Here is a 14,954-nt window from a genome sequence, read left to right on the forward strand (position 1 = left end):
TACAGCTTACTTGTTCAAACCGACTTCATTGACCCAATGGAAGCCCCGGTTCACAAGCAGGTAATGATCCGTATCTTTTTTTCGCAGGGTAAGTTGTACAGAGTAGCCGGCAATATGTCCCTGTAATACCAGCTGATTTCCTTGTGGTATGGTATACTGCATACGGGTGGAATCGCTGTCTTTATCCATTCTCCAGTTTACCTTATGCAAAAGGGTATCTATCACAACATTTGCCCCTGCTATATCTCCGGTTGTATCCTTGATAAGCAGCATGTTCCCTTTCTCGAAATAAATGTTTTTCCATTGGGGAGAAGGTGTAGTAGGGTGTAACAGTTTGGAATCAGCAGGACCAGAAATACGGTTATACGATACCACTTCATAACTACCATAGAGTGGTCCTATGGAGGTGGATTTTTGCTGAAAGCGATGTTGGTAGAATCCCGTTGCTACCAGATAATAGAGTAGCCCGGTAATAACGCTGTATTTGGTGCCTATATGCACGTAACGTAACCATTTTTTCCTGTACATGGGACGATAAAGGTTAGCATGTTCCACTGGTTGGTGCAGAAAGAAAAAACGTCCCATTCTGCTGAGATCTGGCGTGATCAGGAACAAAGCTGATATAAACAGATGGGTGGAAAAAAGTTTTACACAGATATCATAAAAGAAATTCAGGGCCATCACATTGCCCATCACAATCATGCATAGCAGGGCACCAAACAGCCGCGTACGCCGGAACAAAAGGAAAAGCCCTGCTATGCATTCGGCTATACCGGAGAAAATAGTATAGCCGGGTGATGCGCCCATAAAAGTCCAGGCCAGCCCCATAGGGGAACTTTCTCCAAATGGCTGGTCCAGTTTATATAACAAGGGAAAAGGAAACTGGGATGGAATTACTTTCACAATGCCGTACACAAACATAACATAGACCAGCTGGTAACGAAGCAGGGTCATGATCCAGTATTGTGCTTTGTCATCGTTTTTTCTTTTATGGTCGATGGCCCACCAGATGCAGTTGATGATCAGGGTAAGGATCAACAGACAGAACAGCTGGAGATAATTGAAGGTAGTATCTCCACTGCCTGCAGGCCAGTATTCGATTTCATACGATCGCCGGATCAGTAGTTTTCCGGCCCAGGTTACTGCGGTATCCCACCAGTTTCCTGATAAAATCATCCTGGATAAATCGGAGAAATGGTACAAAAGGAGATAAGTGGCAAAAAAACGAAAGAGCAGCAGCCGGATGAGGGGCCAGGGCTTGTTGTTATCAGTGAACGCGGGCATATGGATAATTGGTATGGCAACGAATTACGCAAAAAATGTCGCAGATGCCAACGTGTTTAAGATATCTTTAACCGACCTGATAAGATAAACATTCGTATATACCAGCTGGTTATAAACAGATAATGCCTTATTTTTAAAGTACTTAAAAGTGAGCATGATGGTACATTTGTTTACTCCTTTGCAGCTGAGGACGGTAACGCTGCGCAACCGTATAGCGGTATCTCCGATGTGTGAGTATTCATCTACGGACGGATTTGCGAATGACTGGCACCTGGTGCATCTGGGGAGCCGCGCGGTAGGAGGGGCGGGGCTGGTGATGACAGAAGCAGCCGCTGTTTCGCCGGAAGGTCGTATCTCTCCTCAGGACCTGGGCATCTGGAAAGATGAACATATGGTGATGCTGCAACGCATAGCACAGTTTATTACTGGCCAGGGTGCTGTACCTGGCATGCAGCTGGCACATGCCGGCAGGAAAGCCAGTACTGTAAGACCGTGGGAGGGTAGTGGCAAAATAGCTATTGCCGATGGAGGCTGGGAGGCGTATGGGCCCAGTGCTATCCCTTTCAACGACGTATATCCTATACCGGTAGCCCTTTCCCAGGAAGGTATACTGAAGGTGCTCAACGACTTCAGAAAAGCTGCCCTGCGGGCATTACAGGCTGGTTTTAAGGTAGTGGAGATCCATGCTGCACATGGTTATCTGCTGCATAGTTTTTTATCTCCCCTAAGTAATCAACGAACAGATGAATACGGTGGTTCCTTTGAAAACAGGGTGCGCCTGCTATTACAGACAGTGGAATCAGTAAGGGCTGTATGGCCTCAGGATCTGCCACTGCTGGTACGTATATCCGCCACAGATTGGGCTGCCAATGGCTGGAATCCCGATGAATCCGTTCGGCTGGCTACGCTCCTGAAAGAAGAAGGAGTAGACCTGATAGACTGTTCTTCTGGCGGCCTGGTACCCTACCAGAAAATTGAGCTGGGTCCCCTTTATCAAACACCTTTCGCCGAAAAAGTCCGCCGGGAAGCGGGCATTGCCACCGGTGCTGTAGGACTTATCACCACCCCGGCTGAAGCAGAGTCCATCATTGCCGGCGGCCGTGCTGACCTGGTGCTGCTGGCGCGGGAACTGCTGAGAGATCCGTACTTCCCCCTGCGGGCAGCCCACCAGCTGGGAGACGATTCCGTCAAATGGCCCCTGCAATACGAAAGAGCTAAACCCCGAAAATAAAAATCCCAGGGCTGAAGCCCTGGGCTATATTGGTTTAGGATTAGTTGAATGGCTTTTTTAAAGAAAAACCTCCAATTAATCCTAAACCAATTACTATTATTCTTACGTTACTATCATGGCCCCGGGCCTTTTATTTTGGCTAAACTGAATGACTTTTTTTAAAGAAAATCTCCCATTAAATCCTAAACCCCCTAATTAATTCTAAACTAATTTAGCCCAGGGCTTCAGCCCTGGGACAAAATGGATTCGATTTTTTCGAGCTCGTCGTTGTCGAAATGCGTGTTTTTGAGCGTATCGAGATTATTGTCCAGTTGTGCAACAGAGCTGGCGCCGATCAGTACGGTAGTAATACGTTTGTCTTTCAGGATCCATGCCAGGGCCATCTGGGCGAGTGACTGTCCTCTTTGTAATGCCAGTATATGCAGCTTTCTTATTTTATCAATTTTCTCCTGTGATACTTCGTGTTCCTGCAGGAAGCCACTGGGCTTGCTGGCACGGGATCCTGCGGGGATACCGTCGAGATAGCGGTCGGTGAGCAGGCCCTGTGCCAGTGGCGAAAAAGGAATACAGCCGATGCCGTTAGTTTCCAGTACGTCCAGCAGGCCGTCTTCTACCCATCTTTCAAACATGCTGTATTTAGGCTGATGGATGAGGCAGGGTGTGCCCAGCTCTTTCAGCACGGCTACGGCCTGTTGGGTTTGTTGGGCGGTATAATTGGAGAGGCCTACGTAGAGGGCTTTACCCTGTTGTACGATGCTGTGCAATGCACCCATGGTTTCTTCTATGGGTGTTTCCGGGTCCGGGCGGTGGGAATAGAAAATGTCTACATAATCCAGCTGCATACGGCGGAGGCTTTGGTCGAGGCTGGAGATGAGATATTTACGGGAGCCTTTGTCGCCATAGGGGCCGGGCCACATGAGGTAGCCGGCTTTGGTGGAGATGATCAGCTCGTCCCGCAGGTGGCCGGTAAAGTCCTGTTTCAGGATGCGGCCGAAGTTCTCTTCTGCGCTGCCGGGCATCGGTCCGTAGTTGTTGGCCAGGTCGAAGTGGGTAATGCCTTTATCGAAGGCGCGACGGATAATACTCCGGCCGTTCTCGTAATTATCGATAGAACCGAAGTTATGCCATAACCCCAGTGATACAGCCGGGAGCTGGAGGCCGCTCCTGCCGCAGCGGTTATAGATCATGGCATCATATCTGTCTGTTGCGGGTGTGTATTGCATGGATATTTATTTTTTCAGGGGGACAAGATAATAATCAATTGTGAATTACAATAAAAAGGGAAGACCGAAGCTGTTGTTCCGCTTCGGTCTTCCCTTTTTATCGATGATTATTTTTTAGTCCTGCAATTCAGGTACTGCTACCGGCACCTGGCCTGCCTGCATATCTTTCAGCTTGTTGCTGTTTTGTACTTTGGCAGGTACAGGGCGGATGTCCCATACAATACCTAACCAGCCCAGTGTTTTGATCACATAGTAGCTGATATCAATTTCCCACCAGTAGAAACCCTGACGTGCAGCGCTCTGATAGTAGTGGTGGTTGTTGTGCCAGCCTTCGCCCAGTGTAACCAGCGCCAGGACAAGGCTATTACGGGACTGATCGCCGGTATAATAACGCTGCTTGCCGATTTTGTGCATGAGCGAGTTGATGGTAAAGGTACCGTGATACAGGAATACAGTGCTGGCGAAGAAGCCTATCAGCAGGGTAGACAATCCAGCTGTCCAGTCAAACCAACCGGTGCCATTTACTTTATTTCCTACAAAATACACTGCCACCATTAAGACGATCGCAGGTATCATGTGGTATTTGTTGAGCCAGAACAGTTCCTTGGCTTTATGATCTTTGATCAGATCAAAACGGGTAGGTTTGTATTCCGGTCCCATGATCCAGCCGATGTGCGCATACCAGATGCCATAAATATTGGCAGAGTGCGGATCTTCAGGTGTGTCGCTGTGTTTGTGGTGAATGCGGTGATTGGCTGACCACCAGAGGGCTCCTTTCTGCAAGCTGCTCTGTGCGCCGCCGGCCAGAATAAATTGAAAGAACCGCGATGTTTTAAAAGCACGATGGGAGAAATACCGGTGATAGCCGGCCGTAACAAAAAACATACGCACTACATACAGTGCTCCACATAATATCCAGTCAAATGCTGTGGTGCCAGTAAAAAATGCCAGTAAAGGAATAGCATGAATTCCCAGGAAGTCCACTTGATGCCACCAGTTAGGTGATTTTCTGTCTTGCTTGATCGCCTTATTCATTCTGCAAATATAGTTTCCGTCTTGTATTAAATTTATGATTTAAATCATTTTGACAAAGTTAGGGCATTTCACCTGCCAAACCCAGAATGCTACCCGAACTTTTTATAGACCCAGGTGTTAGGAAGATATAGATTGTCATCATTTTATAACAATAAAATAAAATCAATATATGTCACAGGTCCTGTCGGCCATCCGTAATAATGTAAAGTACTGGTGGCTCTATCTGCTCAATGGTATCATCTTTATTATTGCGGGCTTTATTGTTTTCAACAATCCTTTCAGCAGCTATTTGCTGCTGAGTATTTTTTTTAGTGTAACCTTATTCGTGACAGGAGTATTTGAAATCATTTTTGCAACGGGTAACCGTAATACCATGCATGGCTGGGGTTGGTCGCTGGCATCCGGCATTTTCGATGTGATCATCGGTTTTATACTCATGTTATATCCTACTATCAGTATGGCGGTGTTACCTATATTTCTGGCTTTCTGGTTTATGTTTAAAGGAATCAGTCTTATTGTGTTCGCCATTGCACTGAGCTCCGATAAAATCCCCAACTGGGGCTGGGTACTGGTAGGTGGTATTCTTTTGATTATGATTTCCGTGGCGATCCTTGATAATCCTGCCCTGGGGGTAGCTACTATCCTGGGGATCATGGCAGTAGCTTTCTGGATCACGGGAGTGCTGAGTATCGTTTTTGCTTTCCGGTTAAAACATATGAAGAAGCTGTTCCACTCAGCATGATAATCATTTGCCCAGTTCCTTTCTCAAAAATTTCAATGCCCTGTTCATCTGTGTTTCTATAGTGCCTGTAGTGATGTCCAGGCGGGAGGAGATCTGTCGGTAGCTGAATGCCTGTTCCTTATGCATCCGGAAGATCTGCTGTTGTTGTGCAGGTAGTTTGTTGATGGTTACTTGTAATTTCCGCTGCAGTTCCTTTTCTATTAGTTTCTCCTCCGGGGAAGGGGTGGTGCTCTCCGGTGTATATTGTGATAAAGCCTGTTCCTGGCGTGCTTTCTTGCGTAACTCGTCCAGGAAAAGGTTTCTGCCATATACTTTAAGTAATGCCATTACTTTTTCATCGTCCCTGATGTTGTCCAGGTGTTCCCATATTTTGATATAGGCCTGCTGTACAAGGTCTGCACACAGGTCATTGTCTTTGCAAAGTGCAAACAGCACTCCAAAAAGTTTGTCATAGGTCTGGTCTATTATCCGCTGCAGCCTTTCTTCCTGTTGGTTTGCCAATGACGTATTGTTTTTGTTTTGCAAAATTAAGTGTGTGATTCCGGCCCCAAGATTAACAAATTGTTAAGCCCGATATTTTTGTACAGGTATTTTCCGGAAGATACGTGTATTTATCAAACGTTGTTTCTTCAACGGCTGCTTTTTAGATAGCCTATCGTGAAACACTATACGAAACATGAACAAGGAACTGATCATAAAATATTTCCAGGGGCGTTGTACCGGTGAAGAGGCCGGACAGGTGCAGCAATGGCTGGACCAGCAGGGGACTGAGTGGATTGACCGCTTTATGGACGAGCACTGGGATACCATCAGTATTACTTCTTCCGACGAAGAGCGCCGTCGGCTGGCCAGCCAGGTGATAGCCATGGCTCCGGTGAAAAGCGGAAAGGTGCGCTGGCTGAAACTAGCCGTAGCTGCTGCTTGTATGACAGCTGTAGCAGTTACCTGCTGGTGGATGTTTGCTTCCACTGTGCCAGCGCAACTAACCTGGACGGAAGTACGTAATGACAGCGCAGCCATACAATCCGTGAAGCTGCCGGATGCTTCGGTGGTAACGCTCAACCGGCATGCGGTGGTTCGTTATTCGTCGGCTTACAACAAAAAAGACAGACAGGTACAGCTGAGTGGAGAAGCATTTTTTGAAATCAGTCCCGACGCCAACCGTCCCTTCATTGTACAGGCAGGCAGCACTACGGCCAGGGTATACGGTACTGCTTTTAATGTGAACGCATTGCCCGCAGCTGGTGAAACCAGAGTGGCCCTGCAGAGCGGAAAGATCGGCGTTACCTGCGATAGTATCTCCGGAGAAAAGATCCTCGTTCCCGGTCAATTACTTGTATTCAACAAACAAACACATCATACAACGATCACACAACTGGCTGCCGGACAGGCCGACAGCTGGCGTAAAGGACAGCTGAACTTCATCAATACACCTTTTAAAGATGTATTACTGCAACTGGAGAATACATATGGATTGCATTTTATTTATACCGGTAAACCACAACAGCAGACAGTGACTGCTGTTTTCCCGGCCAACGATCTGCCGAAAGTATTACAGCACCTGGCTTTCATCTGGGAACTGGACTTTCAGCAAAAGAAGGATAGCATCTTCATAAAATAAAAAAATTTACCCGCATCATGTGATACATCGCCTCTGGCGGTGTAAAGGGAACTATTTATTCCTGTAAAGCAAAACAAAACGTCAAAACAACAGTATGAAAAAGAATCTGCAACGGTGGTTCCAACCAGTATCAGGATGGCAATACCGCGCAAAGATGGGTTGCTGGTCATTGGCACTGGTAGCTGTAATGAGTGCACAGGCACAAGCTCAGGCCATCCAGATGGACCTGCGCGGCTCAAACCTGGCCATGGTGGTGGCCAGCCTGCAAAAGCAAGCGCCTGGGTACCATTTCTCCTATCAGCAACAAACACTGGAGAAAGTGAAAGTAGACAGGATTAACTTTCATCAGTCCAGTGTAAAAGCTGCGTTGGAGTATCTGCAAAAAAATTACGGCCTGCAGTTCCTCCTGGAAGGTAATCAGGTGTCTGTAAAGTACAGCCCCGCTGCTGTTGCCCCTGCTGCTGACAAACTGGTGCTGCAGGGTAAGGTGACCGACGATGCCAATACGCCACTTCCTGGCGTAAGCATCCTGGACAACCATGGAAAAATGCTCGGTACCACTGATGCTGCCGGTGTGTTCACCGTAAAAACAGTGCCCGGCACCATTCTCTCTTTTTCATACATGGGCTTCACTGCAGAAAAATATGAAGTGACCGGCAAAGAAGACGTGGTAAAGATCACCATGAAACAAAACAGCCGCGAACTAAACGGGGTAGTAGTTACCGCCCTGGGTATCTCCCGTGAGCAGAAGAGCCTTGGCTTTGCCACCCAGAAACTGGATGGCAGCGCCGTGAGTGCCGCACCTACCAACGGTTTCGTGAATGCGCTGTCTGGTAAGGTAGCGGGTCTTAACATCACCAAGGCTGGCGGCCCTATGGGTAGCAGCCGCGTGGTACTCCGCGGAGAAAGTATCCTCGATGGCCAGGGTGGTGAAGCCATCCTCGTGGTAGATGGTGTGATCGTGAATAAATCATTCAATGGAACCGGCCACCAGGGCTACCTCGGCAACGACAGCCCGATCGACTTCGGATCGGCCCTCACAGATATCAACCCCGATGATATCGAGTCCATCAACGTACTGAAAGGCCCCAGTGCTGCCGCCCTCTATGGTGCACGCGGTGCCGGCGGTGCCATCATCATCACCACCAAAAACGGCTCCCGCAATACAAAAGGTATGGGCGTGACCGTTAGCAGCAACGTCGCTATCGATCAGATCAACAACTGGCCCGACTACCAGTATGAATACGGTCAGGGCACCAACAACGCCAAATATTATTCCTACGGTAAAACCGCTGATGGCGCCAATACAGCTTCCACCAGCTCCTCCTGGGGACCTAAGTTCGACGGACAGTCTTACTTCCAGTTCAACTCCCCCATGGATGCCAACGGTGTAAGAACAGAACGTACGCCATGGGTACCTTATAAAAACAACCGTAAAGACTTCTTCCGTACCGGTTTCACCAATACCAATACGGTAGCCGTGTCCGGCAGCAATGATAAAGGAGATATGCGCCTCAGTTTTACCCAGATGAAGAACGAGTGGATCATGCCTAATACCGGCTACAACCGCTACTCCGTGTCTTTCTCCGGTAATACACAGGTAAGCAAAAAAATATCCCTGTCTACCAAGGTAGACTATACGAACAAAGTGGCCGACAACCTGCCCAACACCGGGTACAATAACCAGTCTGTTGCCTACTTTATCAATTTCCAGAATCCAAACGTCGACCTCAACTGGTACAAACCTTACTGGAAGCCAGGCAGGGAAGGCATAGAGCAGAACCATCCTTTCAGCTCATTGATTGATAACCCATACCTGATCGTTAATGAAATGATCAACGCTTCCAACCGTCACAACCTCACCGGCAACGTGATGGCGAAATACAAAATACTGGACAACCTGGAGCTGATGCTGCGCAGTGGCCTCGATATGGGCTATGAGTTCCGCAACCAGCGTCGTCCCAAAAACACCCAGAAGTTCCAGGATGGTATGTACCGCCAGCAAACCGTGATGAACTACGAAAACAACAACGACTTCCTGCTGCGTTACAATAAAAACATCGGTGCTGACTTTAACATCATCGCCAGCGTAGGCGGCAACGTCAGAAACCAGCGTCGTTATTATACCAACCAGCGCGCCGATAAACTGGCTGCTATAGGTGTGTACAACCTGGCCAACAGTAAAGATCCGGTAGCCTCCAGCTCTGAGCGCCCTGTTGCAAAGGTGAACAGTCTGTATGCTTTTGTAAATACTTCCTGGAAAGATAAGCTGTTCCTCGATGTCACAATCCGTAGAGATCAGTCCAGCACATTGCCTTTACAGAACAACACTTTTTATTATCCTTCCATCGCTGCCAGTGCTGTGCTGAGTGAACTTGCTCACCTGCCTGCATTCGTATCTTTCGCTAAGCTGCGCACGTCGTACGCCAGCGTAGGTTTTGACGCACCCTTCGGTACCTACTCACTGGAAAAAGATTACGAAGCCGGCTCTATCACCGGCAGCATGAGCAATCCTAATACTATCCCTAACCCTAATCTGCAGCCGCAGCGTAACAATGCCCTGGAATTCGGTACTGAATGGCGCCTCTTTAAAAACCGTGTAGGCTTTGACGTTACCTGGTACCGTCAGCGCGCTATCAACCAGATTTCCAGTGTACCCATCGACCGCTCTACCGGTTACGACTACCAGCTGGCCAACGTAGGTATCGTGGAAAACAGGGGTGTGGAAGTAATGCTCAATGTAACACCGGTGAAGCTGAAAAACTTCCAGTGGAAATCTACCATCAACTGGTCCCGCAACCGTAACGAGGTGATCAAACTGAATCCGGAAGTAGGCACCTCCCTGATCATCGCTGAAGGCCCCAGAGGTACGCTGGAAGCCAGAGAAGGCCATCCGCTCGGAGAACTGTACGGTATTGGCTTCGAACGTAGCCCGGACGGTCAGATCGTGTACAAGAATGGCCTTGCCCAGCTCGCTTCACAGGCTACCTATCGTGGCAATGCCAACCCCGACTGGAGAGGCGGCCTGAACAACCAGTTTACCTATAAAAATCTCTCCCTGTCTGTATTATTCGACATGCGCAAAGGTGGTAAGATCTATTCCCTCACCCATGCTATCCTGGCAGAACAGGGTAAAATCAAGGAAACACTGCCTGGCCGTGATAATGGTTTGATCGGTGAAGGGGTAATGCTGGATGCCAGCGGTAAATATGTGCCCAATAATGTACTGGTGACCAACATGGACCAATATTACAATGCATACTATGATCGTAGCAACGTGGAGTCCAACACCTTTGATGCATCCTATATCAAACTGCGTGAAATGGTACTGAGCTATAACATACCTGCCAGCCTGTTTGGCCGTTCCTTCATCAGAGGAGCTGCAGTGAGCCTCTATGGCCGCGAGCTCTTTGTATGGTCCAACTTCCCGGCTTTTGATCCGGAAACAGCTACACTGAACAGCTCTTCCATCGTTCCTGGTTTTGAAACTGGTCAGTTCCCTTCTACCCGTACCATGGGTGTCAACGTAAAACTTAACTTCTAATCTAACACACAGGCATATATGAAAAAGTATTTTGTTTATATGGGTGTGGCACTGGGATTGTGTACCAGCGTAGCCTGTACCAAAAAATTTGAGGACATGCAGCATAACCCGGAGACCCTGAAAGTGGTGCCTGCGGGTAACTTCCTCAATGCGATTGTTTTTGATGGTGTAAACATAGGACTGAGAGAATCCCACCGTATCAATAATGAGCTGATGCAGGTGACGGTAACTGAAATCTCTACTACAGACCTGCACCGGTATTTTATCAAAAACACAGAATCTGATTATCCCTGGGAGAATTATTACCTGACGCTCAATAACGTAAAAGATATGCGTGCCTCCGCCAAACTGGCCGGAGAGCCCAACAGCGAGGCTATTGCACTGACTCTGTGGGCATGGCAGTTCCAGCATCTGACTGATATCTATGGAGATATTCCTTACCAGGATGCCCTGCGCGGATATCCTGATAATCAGCTGCAGAACAGGTTTGATCCCCAGCAGGATGTATACCGCGACCTGATCAATAAGCTGGATACCGCCAACAGGCTCTTTGTGACCAATGGCAGCAAAGGTCTGGAACAGGGCGATGATCTGTTGTTTAACAGCTTTGCTGTTCCTGCCAACATCATCAAATGGAAAAAACTCTGTAATTCCCTCCGTCTTCGTTTGCTCATGCGTATCGCACACAAATCAGCAGATGCCCGCCAGGAACTGGGCCTGATGCTGAATGCGCCTGACAAGTATCCGGTGATGACCAGCAATGACGAGTCCGCCGTATTGAAATATACCAACGTCAAACCTTTCCAGAATCCTTTCTTCAGCTTCCGTGACTATGATTTCAACGGAGACAGGGCCTTGTCATCTTTCTTTGCTGACAAGTTGCTTTCCTGGAACGACCCACGCCTGGCCGTTTGGGGCAAAAAGGCAGAAGATGGTGTATACAGGGGGATTCCCAGCGGCTACAAACCAGAGCAGTTTGACAGCATCTCCGGCATTAAAGCAGCCACACTGAACGTTGATCTGAAAAAGTCCAACCTGATCGGTACTATCATGACTTATGCAGAAGTGGAGTTTATCCGGGCAGAAGCGATCATGAAAGGATATGCTACCGGTAACGCACAAACGGCCTATGAAAATGGGGTGAAAGCAGCTGTTTCCTACTGGGGAGTACCGGTACCGGCCGACTTCCTGACCCGTCCGGGTATCAGCTTCAACAATACGCCGGAGCAGGTGCTTACCCAGAAATATTTTGCCCTGTTCTTTACAGATATGCAGCAGTGGTTTGAATACCGCCGCACCGGCTTCCCGATATTGCCCCGTGGAGAAGGTATCATCGCCGGCATGAATATGCCTGCCCGCATGAAGTTTCCCATTATCGTACAAACGATCAATGCGGCTAATTATCAGTCGGCAGTACAGCACATGGGGGGAGATGAAATATCTACCAAAGTGTGGTGGCAACAACCATAATCATGATAAAATAGTGGAAGAACCTGAGCGGATATTAACATTATCTGCTCAGGTTTTGCATTTAAATGATTGTAAATTGATTCTGGTGTATATTTAGCGACTTCAAAATCTAATTATCGCAACCAGATGAAATCACACAGTTATGTATTAGCTTCTCTGTTGGCTTGCGGAGCAATGCAGCAGAGCACTGCACAAACAGCGCCTGTTTCCCGCTATGATCAGCATGAGGCTTTTTCTCCTTTATTTTACCCTACCAACGGAAACGAGTACCGGAGCGCAGGAGGACAGCCAGGACCCAAATACTGGCAGAATGTGGCCGACTACAAGATCGATGTTACACTCGATACCTTACAGCACCGCCTTTCGGGCACTGTGCTGATCACCTACAAAAACAACAGTCCCGATCATCTTCCTTTCCTCTGGTTGCAAATGGATCAGAACATTTACCGGGAAGATTCCCGGGGAACGGCCACAGTAGCCGCTACCGGCGATCGTTTTGCCAACCGTCATAATACTGCAGGCTTCGAATTGCAGTCTGTGACGGTGCTGAGCAATGGCAAAAGCACGGCGGCCAACTACCAGGTAAATGATACCCGTATGCAGGTAAGGCTGGCAGAAGCATTAAAAACCGGCACCAGCATTCAGCTTAAAATACAATACAGCTATACCATCCCCGAATATGGCACAGACCGTACCGGCCGGCTTAACACCCGTCATGGATGGATATACGAAATAGCCCAGTGGTACCCCCGGATGGCGGTATACGATGATGTGCTGGGTTGGAATAACATTCCCTATATGGGCGCATCAGAGTTTTACCTGGAGTATGGTAACTTTGAATATAGCATCACTGCACCAGCTAATATGCTGGTGGCCGGTTCCGGTGCCCTCATCAACGAAGCGCAGGTGCTGAATCCTACAGAAGCCGCCCGGCTGGCCAAAGCACGCAATAGTGATGCTACCGTGATGATCCGCGACACCACTGCTTTTCATGACAACACAATTAAAGGTACCCGCACCTGGCATTTTACGTGTAAGGAATCCCGTGATGTGGCCTGGGCTGCCTCGGCCGCTTTCATCTGGGATGCTGCGCGTATCAATCTCCCTGGTGGAAAAAAATCCCTTGCGCAGTCAGTATACCCTGCAGAATCAGCCGGTCCCCAGGCCTGGAGCCGGTCCACTGAATTTGTAAAAGGTGCTATCGAACATTACTCCCGGGAATGGTATCCATATACCTATCCCGTGGCCACTAATGTGGCTGGTATAGTAGGAGGGATGGAATATCCGGGCATTGTTTTCTGCGGCTGGAAGGCTATCAAAGCCGAACTGTGGGGCGTAACCAATCATGAGTTCGGACATAACTGGTTCCCGATGATCGTAGGCTCCAATGAACGTAAATACGCCTGGATGGATGAAGGGTTTAACACTTTTATTAATGGGATAGCCACCAGGGAATTTAATAAAGGAGAGTTTAAGGTTGAACAGTCAGCGCAACGGATGGCAACCACCATGTTTCAGAGTAATGCGGAAGCTATCATGAACACACCAGATGTGATCAACCTCCGCTACAATGCTGTGGCAGCCTACTACAAGCCGGCTTTGGGTCTGCAGCTGCTGAGGGATCAGATACTGGGTCATGAGCGTTTTGATTACGCCTTCCGGGAATATATCAAACGTTGGGCGTTTAAACATCCTACGCCGTGGGACTTTTTCCGTTCCATGGAAAACGCTGCGGGCGAAGATCTGTCCTGGTTCTGGAGAGGCTGGTTTTTCCATACCTGGAAACTGGACCAGGCCATTAAAAGCGTTACCTATGTACAAAATGATCCTGCCAAAGGCGCACTCATTACCTTACAGAACCTGGAGCAACTGCCAATGCCGGTGTTGCTGGCTATCAAAGATGAAAACGGCCATCGGGACACCGTAAAGCTACCTGCAGAGATATGGCAGCGTGGTGCTACCTGGGTGTACCATCATCCTTCCCTGGTGAAATTATCCAGCGTAGTAATAGACCCTGAAGGTGCCTTCCCGGATATTAACCCCGGAAACAACAGCTGGAAAGCCGATAACGGCAAGCCTGTGCCAGCCGGCGTTACTACTACCTCTGTACTGGAAAAGTATATCCAGGCTATTGGCGGCAAGGATAAACTGAAGAACGTCAAAGATCTCTATATAGAAGCAGCAAGTGATATTATGGGCACACCACAGTCGGAGATCAAAACCCGATATAAACAGCCGGGCAGTTTCTGGCAGGAAGTGTTTGCTCCAGCAATCAATAAGGTCATCAAAAAAACAGTTATCAAAGGCGACTCCGTGAAAGTATGGACGATGGGAAAAGAACTGGCTTTAACAGCCACAGACAAAGGCGGGGTGAAAGACAAAAACCTGCTGTTCGCAGAAGTTGCATACCAGGAAGTGCCGGATGGCGTGAAGATAGAACTGTCACCGCTTACAGAATCTGTCAATGACGAAGAGGCGTACGTGATCACCATTGCTACGCCTAACGGTATTCTGCTGAAAAATTACTACGATACTAAAACAGGCCTAAAGGTGCGTTCCGTAAGCCTGAGCGGGCAGGAGGGAGCGCCGGGTAACAATGCGGTAACTGATTATCTGGAATACCGCGAGGTAAGTGGTATACAGTTTCCTTTCCGTTCCAGAACTACTATCAATAGCTTTGAGTCCAATACAAAGATCCTGAAAGCTGTTATAAATGGTAATATGAGTGACGAGCTTTTTAAGCTCTAGGTAACTGTTCGCGGGTCCGGTAGCGGGTATACGAAGATAATTCCATTATATTTGTA

The 14,954-nt window shown here is 48.3% G+C and carries 10 protein-coding genes; 6 read left to right on the forward strand and 4 right to left on the reverse strand.

What is annotated here, in order from left to right; translation table 11 throughout:
- Window positions 1-6 precede the first annotated feature (6 nt).
- Window positions 7-1,284 carry a hypothetical protein gene (locus tag KD145_RS31050; RefSeq protein ID WP_212003672.1) on the reverse strand — a complete coding sequence of 426 codons (1,278 nt, stop codon included), beginning with the start codon at window positions 1,282-1,284 and terminating at the stop codon, window positions 7-9.
- A gap of 154 nt (window positions 1,285-1,438) precedes the next feature.
- Here KD145_RS31050 and KD145_RS31055 point away from each other — a divergent pair, with 154 nt between their 5' ends.
- A complete protein-coding gene (locus tag KD145_RS31055; RefSeq protein ID WP_249219670.1) occupies window positions 1,439-2,515 on the forward strand; it encodes an NADH:flavin oxidoreductase/NADH oxidase in 1,077 nt (358 codons plus the stop codon).
- 224 nt (window positions 2,516-2,739) lie between these two features.
- Here KD145_RS31055 and mgrA read toward each other — a convergent pair whose 3' ends face one another.
- Both mgrA and KD145_RS31065 read right to left on the reverse strand, forming a co-directional pair.
- The gene (gene mgrA / locus KD145_RS31060) at window positions 2,740-3,738 is read right to left on the reverse strand and encodes an L-glyceraldehyde 3-phosphate reductase (protein ID WP_212003673.1); all 999 of its coding nucleotides are present in this window, start codon (window positions 3,736-3,738) and stop codon (window positions 2,740-2,742) included.
- A gap of 114 nt (window positions 3,739-3,852) precedes the next feature.
- The gene (locus tag KD145_RS31065) at window positions 3,853-4,773 is read right to left on the reverse strand and encodes an acyl-CoA desaturase (RefSeq protein ID WP_212003674.1); all 921 of its coding nucleotides are present in this window, start codon (window positions 4,771-4,773) and stop codon (window positions 3,853-3,855) included.
- 169 nt (window positions 4,774-4,942) lie between these two features.
- Between KD145_RS31065 and KD145_RS31070 the strand changes: the two genes are divergently transcribed.
- On the forward strand, window positions 4,943-5,515 hold the full coding sequence (locus KD145_RS31070; protein WP_212003675.1) for an HdeD family acid-resistance protein: 573 nt from the start codon (window positions 4,943-4,945) through the stop codon (window positions 5,513-5,515).
- Between the two features lie 3 nt (window positions 5,516-5,518).
- Here KD145_RS31070 and KD145_RS31075 read toward each other — a convergent pair whose 3' ends face one another.
- The gene (locus tag KD145_RS31075; RefSeq protein ID WP_212003676.1) at window positions 5,519-6,016 is read right to left on the reverse strand and encodes an RNA polymerase sigma factor; all 498 of its coding nucleotides are present in this window, start codon (window positions 6,014-6,016) and stop codon (window positions 5,519-5,521) included.
- A 175-nt stretch (window positions 6,017-6,191) separates the two neighbouring features.
- Here KD145_RS31075 and KD145_RS31080 point away from each other — a divergent pair, with 175 nt between their 5' ends.
- The 4 genes from KD145_RS31080 to KD145_RS31095 all read left to right on the forward strand — a co-directional run bounded on the left by KD145_RS31080 (window position 6,192) and on the right by KD145_RS31095 (window position 14,898).
- Entirely contained in the window at window positions 6,192-7,136 is a 945-nt protein-coding gene (locus KD145_RS31080; protein ID WP_212003677.1) for a FecR family protein, read from the forward strand.
- Window positions 7,137-7,230: 94 nt separating this feature from the next.
- Window positions 7,231-10,680 carry a SusC/RagA family TonB-linked outer membrane protein gene (locus KD145_RS31085; RefSeq protein WP_212003678.1) on the forward strand — a complete coding sequence of 1,150 codons (3,450 nt, stop codon included), beginning with the start codon at window positions 7,231-7,233 and terminating at the stop codon, window positions 10,678-10,680.
- A gap of 18 nt (window positions 10,681-10,698) precedes the next feature.
- The gene (locus tag KD145_RS31090; RefSeq protein WP_212003679.1) at window positions 10,699-12,150 is read left to right on the forward strand and encodes a SusD/RagB family nutrient-binding outer membrane lipoprotein; all 1,452 of its coding nucleotides are present in this window, start codon (window positions 10,699-10,701) and stop codon (window positions 12,148-12,150) included.
- A 126-nt stretch (window positions 12,151-12,276) separates the two neighbouring features.
- Window positions 12,277-14,898, forward strand: a complete 2,622-nt coding sequence (locus KD145_RS31095) for a M1 family metallopeptidase (protein ID WP_249219671.1) — start codon at window positions 12,277-12,279, stop codon at window positions 14,896-14,898.
- Window positions 14,899-14,954 lie beyond the last annotated feature (56 nt).

It is taken from the genome of Chitinophaga sp. HK235 (genome assembly GCF_018255755.1).
Classification (GTDB): Bacteria; Bacteroidota; Bacteroidia; order Chitinophagales; family Chitinophagaceae; genus Chitinophaga.